The following is a 16,189-nucleotide window of genomic DNA, read 5'->3' on the forward strand; positions in this document are numbered from 1 at the left end:
CCGAGACCAGAGCGTAGACGGGGTCGAGCGCACAGGATGACTTCGGCACGACTCCGCGACGGTGACGTTCGAGGGATTGATGCCCTCATCCTCCGGTGTGACTGAGACGTCCGGGGATCGAACCGAGAGGCCGACCGTCTCGCCCGGCGAAACGCCGTCGTTCCGGGCCGTAGCCCACAGTATAAGTGACCGTGTTCTGCATGTATCCTCATGGACGACGCGGCTCTCGTGGACCTACTCAAGCGGTTCGGCTTCTCCGACAAGGAAATCGACACCTACCTCACCATCCTCGAACTCGGCGAGGCGAAGGCGAGCACCATCGCGGACGAGGCGGACGTCTCGAAGCGCTACGTCTACAGCATCGCGGAGAAACTCGAAGGCCGCGGGTTCGTCGAGGTGAACGACCACGCCGTGCCGACGACCATCCGCGCCCGTCCCCCGGCCGACGTGGTCGATTCGCTGTCGTCGGACCTGGACGACATGGGGCCGGCCCTCGAAGCGCGCTTTTCCCGCGCGGCCCCCCGGTCCGAGCGGTTCGAGGTGGTAAAATCGCGAGTGACCGTCATCAAGCGCGTCTCCGAACTCGTCGCCCGGGCGGAGACGGAGGTGACGCTCGGGATGCCGTACTCGCTGGTCGAGGAGGTGGCCGACGAACTCCGGGCGGCGGTCGACCGCGGCGTCCTCGTGCTGCTCATCGTCACGGGTGTCGGGCCGACCGACGAACTCGAACTCTCGGGGCTGGCGTCCGTCGCCCGGGCGTGGGAGGCGCCGATGCCGACGATGCTCACCGTCGACCAGAGCGCCGGCCTCGTCGCGCCGACGGAGATGGTCACGCGGTCGAACACCGGCGCGCAGGCCATCGTCTTCGCGCAGGAGCAACTCGGGCCGGTGCTCGTCGGGTCGTTCCTCGGCAACTACTGGCCGATGGCCGCCGAGACGTACACCTGCGAACCCGATTCCCTCCCGACGACGTACGACGATTTCCGCCACGCGGCGCTGCAGGCGACCATGCAGGTCCGGGCGGGCCGCGAGGTGGCCACCCGCGTCACCGGCCGGTCGGTCCACGTCAAGGACGGCCGGACCGAACTCGACGGCGTCGTCGTCGACATCCGACAGGGGCTGCTCGAACCGTCGAACAACTCCTTCCCCGTGGAGAACGCGCTCATCGTCGAGACGGACGACGGCACGTTCAGCGTCGGCGGGGGCGGGGCGTTCATCGAGGACTTCGAGGCCGAGACGGTCGAACTCCGGATCGCGGAGTAGTCCGTCACCCGTCGTCTGCCACCTGTCACCCGCCGGCCGAGACGGGCGCGGTCCGATGGCGGACGATTCTCCGAGGAAGCACCATGTAGAGGTTCGACGGCATCCCGAAGGGTCCAAATTCGGGAAGCCGGACTCCTCACCGGCCGTTCTGACCGGGCAGTGCGGCCGCGAGTGCCGAGAGCCGTGGTACCGTTGGCCATAGTTTTTTTCAGCGATAACCGTCATTATTAGAGCGCATCTTTGCGGCGGTGCGGACAACGGCACCGTCGGCCGGACCGATTCGGACGACGCGCAGAGACCCCGAACTCCGGACGGAGATACAACAGTGACCAGGACACGACGCGCCTTCCTCAAGCGCGGTGGTGCGGCCGCCGGGATAGCCGCGACGGCCGGTTGCACGAGCGTGCTCGGTATCGAGACGAAGAACACGGTGAAGGTGAGTTCGATGCGCTTCACCGAGGACATCATCCTCGGATACATGGCTCTCGAGTCGCTGCGCGAGAACACCGACCTCACCGTTCTGGACGAGACGGGACTCGGCGGCGTCACCATGAACTTCCGCGCCGTCAAGAACGGCGAGGTGACGCTGTACTGGCTGTACTCGGGCGGCGCGTGGGCGACGATTCCGCCGAAACACGACCGCGTCATCCCCGACGCCGAGAAGCTGTATCAGGCGGTGAAGCGGGAGTTCGAACGCGTCTACGACCTCCAGTACTTGAACCGGGCGCCGTTCAACAACACGTACGTCCTCATCGCGGACCCTCAGTGGGTCGAACGGACGGGCGTCCAGACGATGAGCGACTTCGCGAGCTACGTCAACGGGGGCAACACTGACTTTACGGTCGTGATGGGCCCCGAGTTCCAGCAGCGATCGGACGGCTGGCCGGGGCTGGCGAAACACTACGGCTTCGAGAAGATGCGCGGGAACCTGAACATCCGTAACGTCGGTTCGTCGCTCACCTACCAGATCGTCGGCGAGGGGGGCGCCGAGGTCGGAATGGGGTTCAGTACCAACCCGAAGATCCGGAAGTACGGGCTGAAGACGCTCGAGGACGACGAGCGGTTCTTCCCCATCTACAACCCCGCGCCGCTGGTGAACGGCGAGGCCCTCGAGGCGATGCCCGCGATGCGCGACGTGTTGAACGCAATCGGACCGACGCTCGACACCGAGACGATTCTGCGGCTCAACGGTCTCGTCTCGCTGCAGGGACGGGACCCGCAGACCGTCGCGCGCGAGTATCTCCGGTCGGAGGGGTTGATCTGAGATGCTCGCAGCCGTGTCGTTTCTCGGCGAACTTCTCTCGTTCGCCGCGGAGAACGCCGGCCGCCTCGCGCGACTGTCGTACGAACACGTCGCCATCACCCTCTGGACGCTCGCCATCGCGCTCCCCGTCGCCGTCTCGCTCGGCGTGGTCATCAGTTACTACGAGCGGGCCGCGACGGTCGTCCTCTGGGTCGCGGGGGTGCTGATGACGATTCCGGCGATCGCCTTCTTCGGCGTCCTCGTCCCCGTGCTCGGAATCGGCAACCCGCCGACCATCGCCGCGCTGGTCGCCTACGCGCAGTTGCCGGTCATCCGGAACACCTACATCGGGCTCACGCAGGCGGACGACGCCGCCATCGAGGCCGGGACGGGGCTCGGGATGACCCGGCTCGAACGCCTCCGACGCGTCCGGCTCCCGGTGGCGCTGCCCGTCGTGATGGCGGGCATCAGGAACGCCGTCGTCATCCTCGTCGGCCTGGCCGCCATCGGCGCGTTCATCGGTGCCGGCGGCCTCGGCGACTTCATCTTCTACGGCATCAGCGCCGGCGACACGGCGATGATCGTCGTCACCACCGTCGCCCTCTCGGCGCTCGCACTCGCGTTCGACTACGCCTTCGGGGTGATCGAACAGTGGCTCAGGCTCCGCAACGGCGAGGAGGTCGACCGGGCGGTCCTGACTCGAACGCTCGCCGCGGTTCACGCACGACTCTCATGATCAGATTCGACAACGTCCACAAACGGTACAGCGACGGAACGCACGCGGTCGACGGGCTCGACTTCGAGGTCGAGGAGGGCACGACGACCGTCCTCGTCGGCCCTTCCGGCTGCGGGAAGACGACGACGATGAAGCTCGTCAACCGGCTGGAGGAGCCGACCGACGGAACCGTCTACTACGACGGAACGGACGTCGAAGCGCTCGAAGCGACCGAACTCCGCCGGCGGATCGGCTACGTGATTCAGGACATCGGTCTGTTCGACCACATGACCGTCGGGGAGAACGTCGCCACGGTGCCGGAACTGAAGGGCTGGGACGCCGACCGAACCGACGAGCGGGTGGACGAACTGCTCGACCTGATGGGACTCCCGCCCGGGGAGTACCGGGAGCGACACCCCTCCGACCTCTCGGGCGGCCAGCGCCAGCGCGTCGGCGTCGCCCGGGCGCTCGCGGCCGGCCCCGACGTCATGCTGATGGACGAGCCGTTCGGCGCGCTCGACCCCATCACCCGCGAGGAGCTGCAGGACGAGTTCATCGACATCCAGCGGGAGATCGACACGACCATCCTCTTCGTCACCCACGACATCAACGAGGCGCTGAAGATGGGCGACCGAATCGCGATCATGAGGGACGGCAAACTCGTCCAGTACGACACGCCGACGGCGCTGCTCGACGAACCGAAGACGAAGTTCGTCGAGGAGTTCGTCGGTCCCGACCGGACGCTGAAACGGCTCCGCGTGCTCCGCGTCGAGGAGGTCATGCGGCCCGAAGTACCCGACGAGTACGCCGATATCGTCGACGCCTTCCAGGGGAACGACGCGGTGGTGGCCGACGGCGGCGAGATAGTGCCGGTGGCCCCCACCGACAGCGCGCAGGTCGCGCTCTCGCGGTGCATCCAAGCCGGCGTGGAGGCGCTCCCCGTCGTCGAGGACTCGACCGTCGTCGGCGTCGTCACCGAATCGGCAATCAGGAACCGCCAGTCGGAGGGCGCATGACGGGAGTCTTCGGACTGCTCGCGGCGACGTGGGCGTACCTCCTCGCGAACTCCGACCGCTTTCTCGAACTGTTCCGCGAGCACCTCATGCTCGTGTTCGTCTCCGAGGCGATGGCGGTGGCCGTCGCGATTCCGCTCGGGATACTCGCGACGCGGAACGACCGGGTGAAGCGCGTCGTCGAGACGGTCGGAAACGTCGCCCAAACCGTCCCCACGCTCGCGATTATCGCGCTCATGTTCCCGCTTCTGGGGCTGGGCTTTCTCCCCGCGTTGGTGGGGCTGTTCGTCTACGCCCTGCTACCGGTGCTGACGAACACCATCGTCGGCCTCGAGAACGTCGACGGCGGAACCGTCGAGGCGGCACGCGGAATGGGGATGTCCGACTGGACGATCCTGCGGAAGATCCGCCTGCCGCTCGCCTTGCCCGTGATATTCGCCGGCATCCGGACCAGCACGGTGCTCAACGTCGGTACCGCATACCTCGCGTTCTTCATCGGCGGCGGGGGGCTGGGCGTGTGGGTGATCGGCGGAATCCAACTGTTCAACACGCCCCAACTCATCGCCGGCGCGGTCAGCGGTGCACTGCTCGCCGTCACCCTCGACGGTCTGCTCGCCCTGGCGGAACGACGGCTCGGCGGCGAGGCGGGTACCGGCCACGCCGCGACGAGTTAACGGGGGAGCCGAGACGAGAGAACCGTCCGGAAGCGGTCGTACGGCTGATCGAACTCTTTTCCGTTTGATTCGACAAGGAACCCGCTATGCTGAATAAACCGTTCGAGCCTCGACTGCGCGACCGAATCCGAGCGACGAGGACGAGGCCGCACCCGTCCACGGCGAGCGGGGGTATCTGAGCACGTGGCGCCCAAGGCCAGATGCATCTTCCCGACTCGAAACGGTTCGCGTCGGTCGCGCGGAGACTCGACGGTCGGTCGGCCTTCAGGGCGTAAGTCCCGCTCTCGCCATTTCATATCGCGGTATGAGATTTACGAACGGAATCGAGCCCAACATCCGAAACTCACGAAGTCGAGATCTACAGGGCTCGAAAGGCGATAAAGAAGATGAACGCCCGGGTCGAGACGCGGTGTTACTCGGCGAACGCTCGGAGCGTCTCGAACTCGTCGGCGGCCACCGCGTCGCACAACGCCGGGGAGTCGATGTCGTCGGGCATCGAGGAGGGGTACTTCCGGCGGAAGTAGTCGAGGAGGTTCTTCACGTCGCGTTCGAGCAGTTCGCGCGCGTTGTCGTGTTCGGTGGCGACCGCCTGCGGCCAGTCGAAGACGGTGACGCCGTTCTCCGCGACGGCGACGTTGTACTCGCTCATGTCGGCGTGGACGTACCCCGCCTCGTAGGCCTTGGAGACTTCGTCGACCACGAGGTCGAAGACGCCGACCACCTGGTCGGCCTCCAGTTTCGCCCGGTCGAGTTCGACGCCAGCGAGTTTGTCCATCACGATGGCGTGGCGGTTCTGGTCGATGGGTCGCGGCACCGCCACGTCCGGGTAGAGGTCTTCGAGTACCTCGTACTCCCGTTCGGCGGCCTTCCGCGCGGTGTAGAGCCACGAGACGTGCTGGTTCTCGGAGGTGTACTCGCGTTCGCGCATCACCTCGCGGAAGTTAGTGTAACCCTCGCGGTGGAACTTCAGCGCCAAGGGTTTGTACGACTGCACCTCGAACACGTCGCTCTCCTTGCCGACGCCGAGTGGGGCGCCGACGCCCTGTATCGTATCCCGCTTCGAGAACGTTCGAAGCGCCAGGGCGTCGTACCCCTCCACGGCGAGTTTGTACCCCTCGTACTGGATGGTCTTGCGTTCGACCAGGTCGCGGCGCATACAGCGGTTCAGTCGGTACTCCACGTTCTCGGCCGTCAGACCCGAGAGCTCGGGGAGTTTGCCGCGGTTCACCCACTCGCCGAAGCGCATCCCCTGTTCGACGCCCGACAGGAGGTAGAAATCCTCGGCTTCGAGTTCCGCCATCACACCCGCGACGTTCCGCACCATACCCGACCGACGCCCGCGACGCCTAAAAGGGCCGCGAGTCGGGGTCGGTAAACTACATGACGCGATACGAAATGAATTCCTCGCTACGGTCGCCGCCAGCGGACCACCAAGCATTTAGGAATGTCAGCGAGAGACAATTACACGATGCCCTCCACGCGCAGACGATTCCTCCTCGGTGCGGCCGCGACCCTCCTCGCGGGTCTCGCCGGATGCAACGGCGAGGCGTACGGAACCTCGACGGCGAGCGACGAATCGAACCGCTTCGACGCCGGGCCCGTCCCCGAACACCACACGCTCAGGAACGCCGGGAACGAACCGCCGGTGTGGTTCGCCGACTCCGACGCGGCGTCGACGGCGGAACGGGGGACGGTATCGGACCGGATGCGCGAGACGCGCGGATTCGTCGCCGACGAGGCGACGGCCGACCGCCTCCGGTTCGCCGACGTCGACGGCGCCGACGCGGTTCGGGAGTTCGTCGCCGCGACCGACTTCGAGAACGAGACGGTGTACGTCGAGACCGAATCGATCCCGGAGTGTCGAACGCTGTCGCTGTGCGGCGTCTCGTGGACCGATTCGAGCATCCACACGGACTACGGACTCACCTACCGCGACGCCGACGTCGCCTGCGAGGCCGACGCGAGGGACGGCGTCTCGACGCTGATACGCGTCCCCGAGGCGCTCGACCCGGATGCCGTCAACAGCTACGGTTCCGGGTTGAACAGCAGGGGATGTCGTCTGCGGCGGCCGCCAGGGGACGACGAACGGACGACCGAACCGCCGAACTTCGGTCCGAAGACGGCCGACGACGGACGGTCGACACGGACGTCGACCCGTGCGTCGACGCGGGCTACGCCGCCACGGACGTCGACCCGAACGACGGAGGCCGACCGATGAACGACGACGTGCCGCACAGGCCGACCCGCTCGCGCCGCGGCGTCCTCGCCCTCGCGAGCAGTGCGGCTCTCGCGGGTCTCGCCGGGTGCAGCGGACTGGACGGCGTGAACCCGTTCGGTGAGGACGACCCGCCGACGATAGACGCCTCGGCGCTCGAAGAAGCGCTCTCGGGGGAGACGCCGACGGTACCCGAGCCACTCCCGGTGGACGTGGAGGCCGCCTACGTCGACCGGCGGGTCGCCGAGTCGCGCGAGTCGCTCTCGTCGATTCCCGCGCCCTTCGACGCCGGGGAGGTACCGAACGGGATGATCAGAGAGGAGTTCGGGAGGCTGTACGACCGGGCGACCGAGTCGCTCGACCGGGTGTCCGATGCGGCGTCGCCGGCCGACGCGCTTGAGGCGCTCCGGTACGCCCGCCGCTCTATCCGGGAGGTCGAAGCCGCGTGGGCGGCGGTCGACTCGGGCCTCACCGCCGCCGATCTCGAAGCGTCAGTTCCGACCGTCCGCGAGGCATACGAGTCGTTTCGCGAGCGGTGGCGGTACGTCGGCGACGACCCCGTCCGGGCCGTGCTGGTCCACGCGAAACTGGAGGAACTGGTCGCGGACGCCGGCCGGAGGCTGGACCGGGCGCCGGGTCGAACGCGCCATCCCGGAGAGAGCGCGCTTGGCGTCGGCGAGTTCGCGGCCGACCTCGAAGCGGCGCGCGCGGCGGTAGAGCAGGCCGGCTACCTGTTCGATCGCTTCGAGTCGTCGCTGGCGAGTCCGCGCTCGGTCCGCGAAGAGCTGACCGCCGCGGGTGAGAGGCTGTCGTCGACGCTCGCGGCGCGGCGCGACGCGCTCTCGGCCCCCGGCCCGGAGTCGGAGGCCGCCTCGTACGTCGAGGGGGACGCCGAACTGACGCCCGTCGCCCACGCGCTCGCGGACCTCCGACGGAGCGTCGAGTACGCCGACGATATCGAAGACGAACGAAAGACGGGTCAGCGCGCGCGGGTCGTCGTCTCGGCGCTCCGCACGCTGACTCGCATCCGGGCGTTCGAGTCGCTCCGCGAACGCGTCGAGAACGAAGCGTACGTGACCGTCGAGAACGCCGCGGACGTCCGCGCTATCCGCGAGGCGGCGGTCGAGGCTGTCGGGAACGCCCTCGACTCCGCAGCGAATCCGCTTCTCGTCCGGAGCGCCCTCCGGACGGGGGGATTCGACTACGTCGCGGACCGACTGCACAGGTACGACGAGCAGGAGGAGGTGTCCGTCACGTGGTTGACGGACGGGCTGAGCGGGTACGTGGTCGTCGAAGCGACGGCGCTGGCGACGCCGGAGACGGCGGCCGAGGCGGCCGAAGCGATCCGCTCGACCCGTTAACTGCGAGTACGGTCACGGCCGCCGCCGGTCCGCCGCTTCCGAGAGCGCTTTCTGGACTCTTACCTGAATTAAGGCGCTAAGGCCCCCTTCCTCAACGAGCAACCGAAGGGAGCGAGTAGGGTGGGGATACAGCGTTGACGAGACGCGCTGCGTCTCGTCCGCACACGAGAGTAAAGCTCTCGTGAACGCCGCATGAGTATCAAACACGACCGGCGCTCGGCCCACAGGCCCATGCAATCGTAACTCTCGTTTGTGTAGTTTGTGTATATTGTGTGTAGCAACGCGCAAGAACATCTCTATCCGCGACGACCAAGCCGAGTGGGTCGAGCAGAACCACCTCAACCTCTCGTCGTTCGTCCAAGAGAAACTTGACGAACTCATCGAAGAACGCTCGTAGATGAACTACAACTACAGGTATCGGCTNCACCTCAACCTCTCGTCGTTCGTCCAAGAGAAACTTGACGAACTCATCGAAGAACGCTCGTAGATGAACTACAACTACAGGTATCGGCTTCGACCGTCCGACGCTCTCGAAGAACAGTTAGCGTGGACTGTCGATACCTGTAGGCAGGTCTACAACCACTTCCTCCACCGACTCAACCGCACTGACGGCACGTCGGCATACAGCGAACAGAAACTCCTTCCGAGCCTCAAGAAGTGGTGGAACGACCTGAAGAGCGTTCACTCGAAAGTCCTTCAGAAAGTCGTTCAACGGTTGTACGACAATCTCTCGACGGTTCGCGGACGCAAAGAGAACGGCTACCGCGTGGGGTCGCTCAAGTGGAAAGCACCGGGCGAGTACCGCAGTGTCACCGACAGTCAATCCGGTCACCAGAAGCCTTCGGCTTCTGGTTAGCAACCAGAAAGCTCCGCTTTCTGGTGACGGCTTCAATCTCAAGAACACGAGCGGTCGGACGAGATTGTGGCTCTCGAAACTCGGAGAAATCCCGCTCACCTTCCACCGTGACCTGCCCGACAACGCCGAAATCAAGACCGTCACGGTCAAGAAAGAACCCACCGGCAAGTGGTACGCCATTCTCGGCGTCGAGACGCCCGACGACCCGCCGGAGAAGCCGGAGAATCCCGAGAAATGCGTCGGTATCGACGTGGGGATTCTCAAGTACGCCCACGACACGGACGGGACCGCCGTCGAATCGCTCGACCTCTCGGACGAACGCGAGCGACTGGAACGCGCCCAACGTGACCTCTCGCGGAAGAAACACGGCTCTGCGAATTGGGAGGAACAGCGCCGTGTCGTGGCAGAACGTCACGCCGACCTGAAACAGAAACGCCGCGACTTCCTGCACAAGTTGTCGAACCACTACGCCCGAGAATACGACCTCGTGGCGGTGGAAGACCTCGACACAAAGGGGTGGTGGAACTGCCGGGCAACTCGCGGAACCGGGCAGGCGCGGCGTGGGGGACGTTCCTGCGAATGCTCGGATACAAGTGCGAGCGCGAAGGAACGCACTTCGTCGCCGTGGATCCGCGCGGAACGACGAAAGAGTGCGCCGCCCGCGGCGTCTCGACGGATAAGCCGCTGTGGGTGCGCGAACACTCCTGCCCGGCGTGTGGGTTCGAGGCGGATAGAGACGCGAACGCAGCGTGGAAATCCTTTCTCGCGGTATCACAAAGCGGTTAGGGGCGGGACGCTCCGAATCAACGTCCTCAGAAACGCCACGCGTTTCTGATGTGCGGACGAGAGCGAAGCTCTCGTCAACGCCTGTGGAGACTGCACTCCCTGTGGATACGTCCGTATCTACAAAGCGCGTCGTTGAAACAGGAAGCCCCATCACCAGATCCCGTTGGGATCTGGTTAGCAGTCAGAACTCTTCGAGTTCTGACGACACCCCAAGCGCGAGCCGTCAGGCGAGCGGTAGGGTGGGGTAGTTCACTCCACGTCGATGACGACGGGGTCGTCGCCGCCGTCGTCCTCGGGGAAGTCGCCGAGTCCGCCACCGCCGCCGAAGTCGTCGTCGAAGTCGAACTGGTCCTGCAGGTCCGACATCGCCATCTCGAAGTTCCACTTGTTCGCCTTCCACACGGCGTCGAACAGCGTCCCGATGTACGGGACCGCACCGCCGGCGGTGTCGATGGCGACGTTCGCCAGCATGGCGACGAGCGTCCGGTAGGAGACGCCGAGGCGCGCCGACTCGGCGACGATGTACAGCGAGAACGCAGCGCTGGCGAGGTCACCGACGACGGGGACGAGACCGAGTATCGGGTCGAGTCCGATGCTCGTGTTCGTCCCGGGAACGTCTATCAGGTCGTCGAAGACGCGCACGACGGTTCGCATCCGTTCGACGGCCGCGCGGTCCACGCCCTCGGGAATCTCTCCGTCGTAGCCGTCGAACTCGTCTGCGAAGTCGTCTTGTTCCATACACACGTATACGACGTGAACACTGAAAAACCCGGTGGCAAACCTTCTCGCCACCGTTTCTCTCCGCTCGGGCGGACCGTCCGGCCGCTCGAACGGTGGTCGGCGGGCGCCGGGAGCGCCGCGACTCGGGTACCTGTCGGACCGCACCGACGGAGCTACGCTTATCACCGTTCCAGAATATCGGCAAACGATGGTGGACGGAATCGAAATACCGGACGACAAACTGCGGGCGAAGGTGAAAGGGGAACGCGCGGGGGCGAACGTCAGCGGGATGCAGTATATCGGCTACGAGGTCGGACTGACGACGAACAGCCTCCACGTCTACGGGAAACACTGTAACGCCGACATCGCCGAGGAGGACTTCCGCTACATGGTGGTTCCCCTCGACAGCGTCCGGGCCGTCAAACTCGCCGACTTGACCGACCGAGGCCGGTCCGTCGAGATTCACCTCGGCGAGAAGAGCGATATCGTCCTCTACAGCGAGAACCAGCGAACGCTCGGGGAGAATCTCCGGCGTCTCTTCCTCCTCGTCTCCCGACTGCTCTCCTGAGCCGGCGGCACCCGCACACTCTCCGCTGCCGGTACCGACCCACCGCCGACCGACTCAACTGCTCGGCGTCCGTCGGTCCCCACGTTGTGACACGAACCGCCGTCGTCGTCGGCGCCTCCTCCGGTATCGGCCGCGCGCTCGCCGCGGAACTCGCGGACGCGGGCTACGAGGTGGGGCTCGCGGCGCGACGCTTATCGAAGCTCGAATCGCTCGGCGACGACCTCGCGACGTGGTCGATGGCCCACCTCGAAGAGCGAGGGGGCGGGCACCTCGTCGGCATCTCCTCGGTCGCGGGGCTGTTCGGCAACCCCGTCGCGCCCGCGTACAACGCCTCGAAGGCGTTCGTCTCGCGGTACCTCGACGGCCTCCGCTCCCGGGCCGCGGCGGCCGACGCGGACGTGACCGTCACGGACGTCGTTCCGGGGTTCGTCGACACCGAGATGGCGATGGGCGAGACGTTCTGGATGGCGTCGCCGGAGACGGCGGCCGCGCAGATCCACGACGCTGTCCGCGCCGAGCGAAACCGCGTCTACGTCACTCGCCGGTGGCGACTGGTCGCCCTCCTCCTCCGACTCCTGCCCGAGTCCGCCCTCCGGCGACTGTTCGACTGAGGCGGGTCGGCCCCCCGACGAAACCGCTTTCCGGGACTCCCGCGTAGCCCGCGGCATGAGCGACCCCGACGCCGGCTTCGACTCCGACGAGGTGCGCGGTCCGTTGGCCGATCGCGAGTGGCGACTCATCCGCGAAGAGGCGCGCGACGGCGCGATGCAGATGGCGCTGGACGAGATAGCCGCCGAGACGGCCGCCGCGGGCGGCCCGCGGACCGTCCGCGTCTACCGCTGGGAACCGAGCACGCTCTCTTTGGGTTACCATCAGGACCCCGAGACGGTCGACTGGGAGCACTGCGAACGCGAGGACGTCACCGTCACCCGCCGACAGACCGGCGGCGGCGGCATCTACCACGACTTTGACGGCGACATCTCCTACTCGATTATCGCGCCGAAGGCCGAACTGCCGGGCGACCTATTGGAGAGCTACCACCTGCTCTGCGCCCCCGTCCTCGACGCCTTCGCCCGTCTCGGCGTCGACGCCGACTTCGTCGAGGAGTCGGTGCCGGAGATATGGCACCCGGCGTGTTACCTGCGCGAACTCCACCCCGCACACGACATCGTCGCCGGCGGGAAGAAAGTGAGCGGCAACGCGCAGTACCGCCGGAACGACTCGGTCGTCCAGCACGGGTCGCTGACCTACTCGGTCCGCGCGGCCGAACATCTCGGGGTCTTCGCCGGCCACGACGTGACCGCAGAGCGGTTCTCGGAGCGAGTCGGCGGCATCGACGAGTTCTCCGACGCCTCCCGCGCGGAAACCGTCTCGGCTGTCGAGTCCGCCCTTGCGGAGTGGGCCGACGCCGCCGAGGGCGAGTGGACCGACGACGAACTCGCGAGCGCGCGCGATCGCGCAGAGGAGAAGTACGCTGCCGACGACTGGGTCCGACGGGACCCCCGGGAGCGCTCGCGGGAGAATTAAAACTAAAACCCGAACGTCTCGGCTTCTCCGGCGCCCAACCCCCGGACGACGGCGTCGTGAATCTCGCCGACGGGCGGCGTGTCGCGCGTCGGGTCCAACCAGTGCTCGCCGACCCACTTGTAGCGGACCGTCAGGTCCTCGTCGACGAGGAAACAGGAGCGGTGCGCGCGGTGGGAGACGCCGAACGCCCGGTAGCGCACGCCGAACGCCTCGGCGAGTTCGAGTCGCGTGTCTGCGAACAGCGGGAACCCGAGGCTGAACTGGCTGATGAACTTCCGGTGGAGTCGCTCCCCGGACTTGCTCGCGCCGACCACCTGCACGGCGTCGCCGGTCGCGAACCAGTCGAAATCGCGGAACTCACACCACTCGGAGATGCAGTCGGGCGAGAAATCGCCCGTGTAGAAGTTCAACAGCACCGGTCGCTCGGCGACGAGTTCCGACAGCGACGTCTCCTCCGTTCGGCCGTCCGGTCGCACCAGTCGCTCGCGCACGTCCGGCGCCGTCTCCCCCACCGCGAGTCCCACCTCTGACATTTGCTACGGATGCACAGTATGGATTGATATACTTTCCTCACATCTGACAGTCGAACGGGGGACCGCCGCTGTCGCCGTCCGAAGTCACTATACGCCCCTACCACCTGCGGTCTGCCATGCGCGTGGGAGCACACGTCTCGATGTCCAGTTCGAAAGTCTCCTCGGACGAGGAGACGCCGCCGCACGGCAACGTCGCCAACGCGGTTCACCGGCAGGTCGCCTTCGGCGGCAACTGCGGGCAGATATTCACCACCTCGCCGCAGGTGTGGCGGGACCCGGACATCAGCGACGAGGAGGCGAAACTGTTCAGAGAGGAGACGGCGGAGAAACTCGACGGCCCGTGGGTCATCCACTCGTCCTACTTGGTGAACCTCTGCACGCCGAAAGAGGGCCTCCGGGAGAAGTCGCTCCACTCGATGCAGACGGAGGTCGACACGGCGGAGAGACTGAACATCCCGTACGTGAACGTCCACCTCGGCGCCCACACCGGCGCGGGCGAAACGCGAGGACTGACGAACGCCGTCTCGGTGCTGGACAACCTCGATATCCCCGAGAGCGTCACCGTCCTCGTCGAGTCCGACGCCGGGAGCGGAACGAAGATGGGCGGCGACTTCGAGCATCTCGCCTACGTCGTCGAGGAGTCCGAACAGGACCTCGATATCTGTCTCGACACGGCCCACGCGTTCGCCGCGGGGTACGACCTCTCGACGGAGGCGGGCGTGTACGACACCGTCGCGGAACTCGACGACGTCGTCGGCCTCGAACACCTGAAGTGCGTCCACCTGAACGACTCGAAGCACGAGTGCGGGACGAACAAGGACGAACACGCCCTCATCGGCGAGGGCCGCATCGGCGAGGAGGGGATGTCCGCGTTCATCAACCACCCGGACCTCGCGGACGTCCCCCTCGTCTTGGAGACGCCCACCGAGGACGGCAAGGGCTTCGCGTGGAACATCGCGCGCGTGCAGGAACTCCGCGAGGACGAGTAGCGGTTCGGATCTCTCTGTGGGGGGAACCGACAGGTCGGTGAGGACGACCCGACGCGCGTTCGCGGTGCGCTTCCGCCGTCAGCGGCCTCCCCTCTTAGTATCGGTTTACTGTCTGGTAGGAAGGTTGATATACGGCAGAGCGTTAGTCCGCGACGATGACCCGCCGCGACCCGCCCGCCCTCTCCCGTCGCTCCGCTCTCCGCGTCGGCGCCGCCGCCGGCCTCGGTCTCGCCGTTCCGAGCGTCGCCCGTACCGCCGCCGCCCGCGCGGACGATGCCGACGTCGCCGCCGACGCGACGGCCGCGACCGAACTGACCGTCGCCACCCGCAATCTCGGCCTCGGCGCGAACCTGTTCTCGCTCTTTCTCGTCGAGTCCGTACAGGACCTCGCGCGCACGGTCGGCGACCTGTACGTCGACATCGAACGGAGCGCTCCGACCGAACGGATGCGCGCCGTCGCCGGCGAACTCGCCCGGACGCGACCGGACGTGGTCGGCGTGCAGGAGGCCGCCCTCGTCCGAACCGACGACGTGGGCGACGGCGGCGCGGGCGGCCCGGACGCCGAAACGGTCGCCTTCGACTTCCTCGCGGACCTCACCGCCGCCCTCGACGCCGAGGGCGAACCGTACGAGGTGTTGCAGGTGACGACGAACGCCGACGCGGAGTTCCCCGGCGCCGTCGACGGCGACGAAATCGACGTGCGCCTCACCGACCGCGACGCCGTCCTCGTGCGCGCCGACGCCGACGTTCACGTCGACGACACGTCGTCCGGGACGTTCGAGGAGGCGTTGACGGTCCCCGTCGGCGACGACCGGACGTTCCGCGTCGACCGCGGGTACGGTCTCGTCGACGCGACGGTTCGGGGCGCGTCGCTGACCGTCGTCAACACGCACTTGGAGTCGGTCTCCGAACGCGTCCGCGGCGCGCAGGCCGAGGAACTCGCGGCCGCCATCGAACCGCTCGACGGGCCGACGGTGCTGCTCGGCGATCTGAACGACGGCCCGGCGTTCGAGGGCGGCGCCTACGAGATGCTCTCGGACGGTCTGACCGACGCGTGGGCGTCGACCCGCGACGGCGACGGCCACACCTGCTGTCGGGCGACGACGCTGGACGGTCCGGGGTCGATGAAGACACGGGTCGACCACGTCCTCGTCGGAACGGGTCTGGCCTCGACCGACGCGTGGTTGGTCGGCGCCGACGCCGAGAGCCGTCTGACCGCCACCGTCGACGGGGAGTCGCGGACGCTCTGGCCCTCCGACCACGCGGGGGTCGTGGCGACGCTTCGAACGGGAGCGTCGGCGGACGCGGACGCGAAAGCGGCGACGGGGACGGAGGCGCCGGCGGCCGAGATAACGCGAACGGGGACGATAGACGGCGAAGCGATCGGCGCCGACGGGGCGGAGGTGGGCGACCCCGGAACCGGGACGAGTGCGGGAACGCCGCCGGCCGAGCGTTCGACCGACCCCGGCGATGCGCCGAACGGGTCAGCGGACGCGGCGACGGACGCCGAAGCGGGCGACGGCGGGTCCGCGGGTGCGGACGGGTCGGTCACGGCGAGCGATGCACCCGGGTTCGGTCCCCTCATCGGCGCCCTCGGCGTCCTCGGGGGCGCGGCCGGACTCGCCCGACGGCGGCGCGGGGACGACTGACCACGGGGCGCGACGCTCCGACCGCGACCGCCGAGTCGGCCGCCGACGGCCGACCCGGACCGCTTTTGTCGGTCGGC

Annotated in this window: 16 protein-coding genes and 1 pseudogene; 14 read left to right on the forward strand and 3 right to left on the reverse strand. The window is 67.0% G+C overall.

Translation table 11 applies throughout. From position 1 onward, the window contains the following. Window positions 1–210 precede the first annotated feature (210 nt). The 5 genes from C474_RS12645 (at window position 211) to C474_RS12665 (ending at window position 4,908) form a co-directional block, all read left to right on the forward strand. Window positions 211–1,263, forward strand: a complete 1,053-nt coding sequence (locus C474_RS12645) for a TrmB family transcriptional regulator (RefSeq protein WP_008387334.1) — start codon at window positions 211–213, stop codon at window positions 1,261–1,263. 325 nt (window positions 1,264–1,588) lie between these two features. Next, window positions 1,589–2,527 (forward strand): glycine betaine ABC transporter substrate-binding protein, encoded by a 939-nt coding sequence (locus C474_RS12650; protein ID WP_049916947.1) that lies wholly within the window; start codon window positions 1,589–1,591, stop codon window positions 2,525–2,527. Between the two features lies 1 nt (window position 2,528). Next, on the forward strand, window positions 2,529–3,242 hold the full coding sequence (locus C474_RS12655) for an ABC transporter permease (RefSeq protein WP_008387338.1): 714 nt from the start codon (window positions 2,529–2,531) through the stop codon (window positions 3,240–3,242). Next, window positions 3,239–4,237 (forward strand): ABC transporter ATP-binding protein, encoded by a 999-nt coding sequence (locus C474_RS12660; RefSeq protein ID WP_008387340.1) that lies wholly within the window; start codon window positions 3,239–3,241, stop codon window positions 4,235–4,237. Before C474_RS12655 ends, C474_RS12660 begins: the two co-directional genes overlap by 4 nt. Further along, window positions 4,234–4,908 (forward strand): ABC transporter permease, encoded by a 675-nt coding sequence (locus C474_RS12665; protein ID WP_008387342.1) that lies wholly within the window; start codon window positions 4,234–4,236, stop codon window positions 4,906–4,908. The genes C474_RS12660 and C474_RS12665 overlap by 4 nt, the downstream gene beginning before the upstream one ends. A 412-nt stretch (window positions 4,909–5,320) precedes the next feature. Here the strand turns inward: C474_RS12665 and C474_RS12670 are convergent, their stop codons facing one another. Further along, the gene (locus C474_RS12670; protein ID WP_008387343.1) at window positions 5,321–6,232 is read right to left on the reverse strand and encodes a serine/threonine-protein kinase RIO2; all 912 of its coding nucleotides are present in this window, start codon (window positions 6,230–6,232) and stop codon (window positions 5,321–5,323) included. Window positions 6,233–6,376: 144 nt separating this feature from the next. On the opposite strand from C474_RS12670, the gene C474_RS12675 reads away from it, so the two are divergent. The 4 genes and pseudogenes from C474_RS12675 (at window position 6,377) to C474_RS12685 (ending at window position 10,374) form a co-directional block, all read left to right on the forward strand. Next, a complete protein-coding gene (locus C474_RS12675) occupies window positions 6,377–7,126 on the forward strand; it encodes a hypothetical protein (RefSeq protein WP_008387347.1) in 750 nt (249 codons plus the stop codon). Continuing rightward, complete coding sequence (locus C474_RS12680; RefSeq protein ID WP_008387349.1) at window positions 7,123–8,484, forward strand: hypothetical protein; 1,362 nt, start codon at window positions 7,123–7,125, stop codon at window positions 8,482–8,484. The genes C474_RS12675 and C474_RS12680 overlap by 4 nt, the downstream gene beginning before the upstream one ends. Window positions 8,485–8,752: 268 nt before the next feature. Further along, window positions 8,753–8,881, forward strand: coding sequence for a hypothetical protein (locus tag C474_RS23335; protein WP_008387351.1), 129 nt, complete (start codon window positions 8,753–8,755; stop codon window positions 8,879–8,881). A gap of 90 nt (window positions 8,882–8,971) precedes the next feature. Further along, window positions 8,972–10,374 (forward strand): annotated as a pseudogene (locus C474_RS12685) (RNA-guided endonuclease InsQ/TnpB family protein). 1 nt (window position 10,375) lies between these two features. Here C474_RS12685 and C474_RS12690 read toward each other — a convergent pair. Beyond that, the gene (locus C474_RS12690; protein WP_008387352.1) at window positions 10,376–10,864 is read right to left on the reverse strand and encodes a DUF4112 domain-containing protein; all 489 of its coding nucleotides are present in this window, start codon (window positions 10,862–10,864) and stop codon (window positions 10,376–10,378) included. Window positions 10,865–11,054: 190 nt separating this feature from the next. On the opposite strand from C474_RS12690, the gene C474_RS12695 reads away from it, so the two are divergent. The 3 genes from C474_RS12695 to C474_RS12705 all read left to right on the forward strand — a co-directional run bounded on the left by C474_RS12695 (window position 11,055) and on the right by C474_RS12705 (window position 12,941). Continuing rightward, window positions 11,055–11,414 (forward strand): hypothetical protein, encoded by a 360-nt coding sequence (locus tag C474_RS12695; protein ID WP_008387353.1) that lies wholly within the window; start codon window positions 11,055–11,057, stop codon window positions 11,412–11,414. An 86-nt stretch (window positions 11,415–11,500) separates the two neighbouring features. Further along, window positions 11,501–12,025, forward strand: a complete 525-nt coding sequence (locus tag C474_RS12700) for an SDR family NAD(P)-dependent oxidoreductase (protein ID WP_008387354.1) — start codon at window positions 11,501–11,503, stop codon at window positions 12,023–12,025. Between the two features lie 55 nt (window positions 12,026–12,080). Beyond that, complete coding sequence (locus tag C474_RS12705) at window positions 12,081–12,941, forward strand: lipoate--protein ligase family protein (RefSeq protein ID WP_008387355.1); 861 nt, start codon at window positions 12,081–12,083, stop codon at window positions 12,939–12,941. A 2-nt stretch (window positions 12,942–12,943) separates the two neighbouring features. Here C474_RS12705 and C474_RS12710 read toward each other — a convergent pair whose 3' ends face one another. Continuing rightward, on the reverse strand, window positions 12,944–13,474 hold the full coding sequence (locus tag C474_RS12710) for a redoxin domain-containing protein (protein WP_008387356.1): 531 nt from the start codon (window positions 13,472–13,474) through the stop codon (window positions 12,944–12,946). 116 nt (window positions 13,475–13,590) lie between these two features. Here C474_RS12710 and C474_RS12715 point away from each other — a divergent pair, with 116 nt between their 5' ends. Together C474_RS12715 and C474_RS12720 are read left to right on the forward strand one after the other, a co-directional pair. Beyond that, a complete protein-coding gene (locus C474_RS12715) occupies window positions 13,591–14,463 on the forward strand; it encodes a deoxyribonuclease IV (protein WP_049916949.1) in 873 nt (290 codons plus the stop codon). A 155-nt stretch (window positions 14,464–14,618) separates the two neighbouring features. Beyond that, window positions 14,619–16,112 (forward strand): endonuclease/exonuclease/phosphatase family protein, encoded by a 1,494-nt coding sequence (locus C474_RS12720; protein ID WP_008387358.1) that lies wholly within the window; start codon window positions 14,619–14,621, stop codon window positions 16,110–16,112. Window positions 16,113–16,189: the final 77 nt, after the last annotated feature.

It is taken from the genome of Halogeometricum pallidum JCM 14848 (assembly GCF_000337095.1).
Classification (GTDB): domain Archaea; phylum Halobacteriota; class Halobacteria; order Halobacteriales; family Haloferacaceae; genus Halogeometricum; species Halogeometricum pallidum.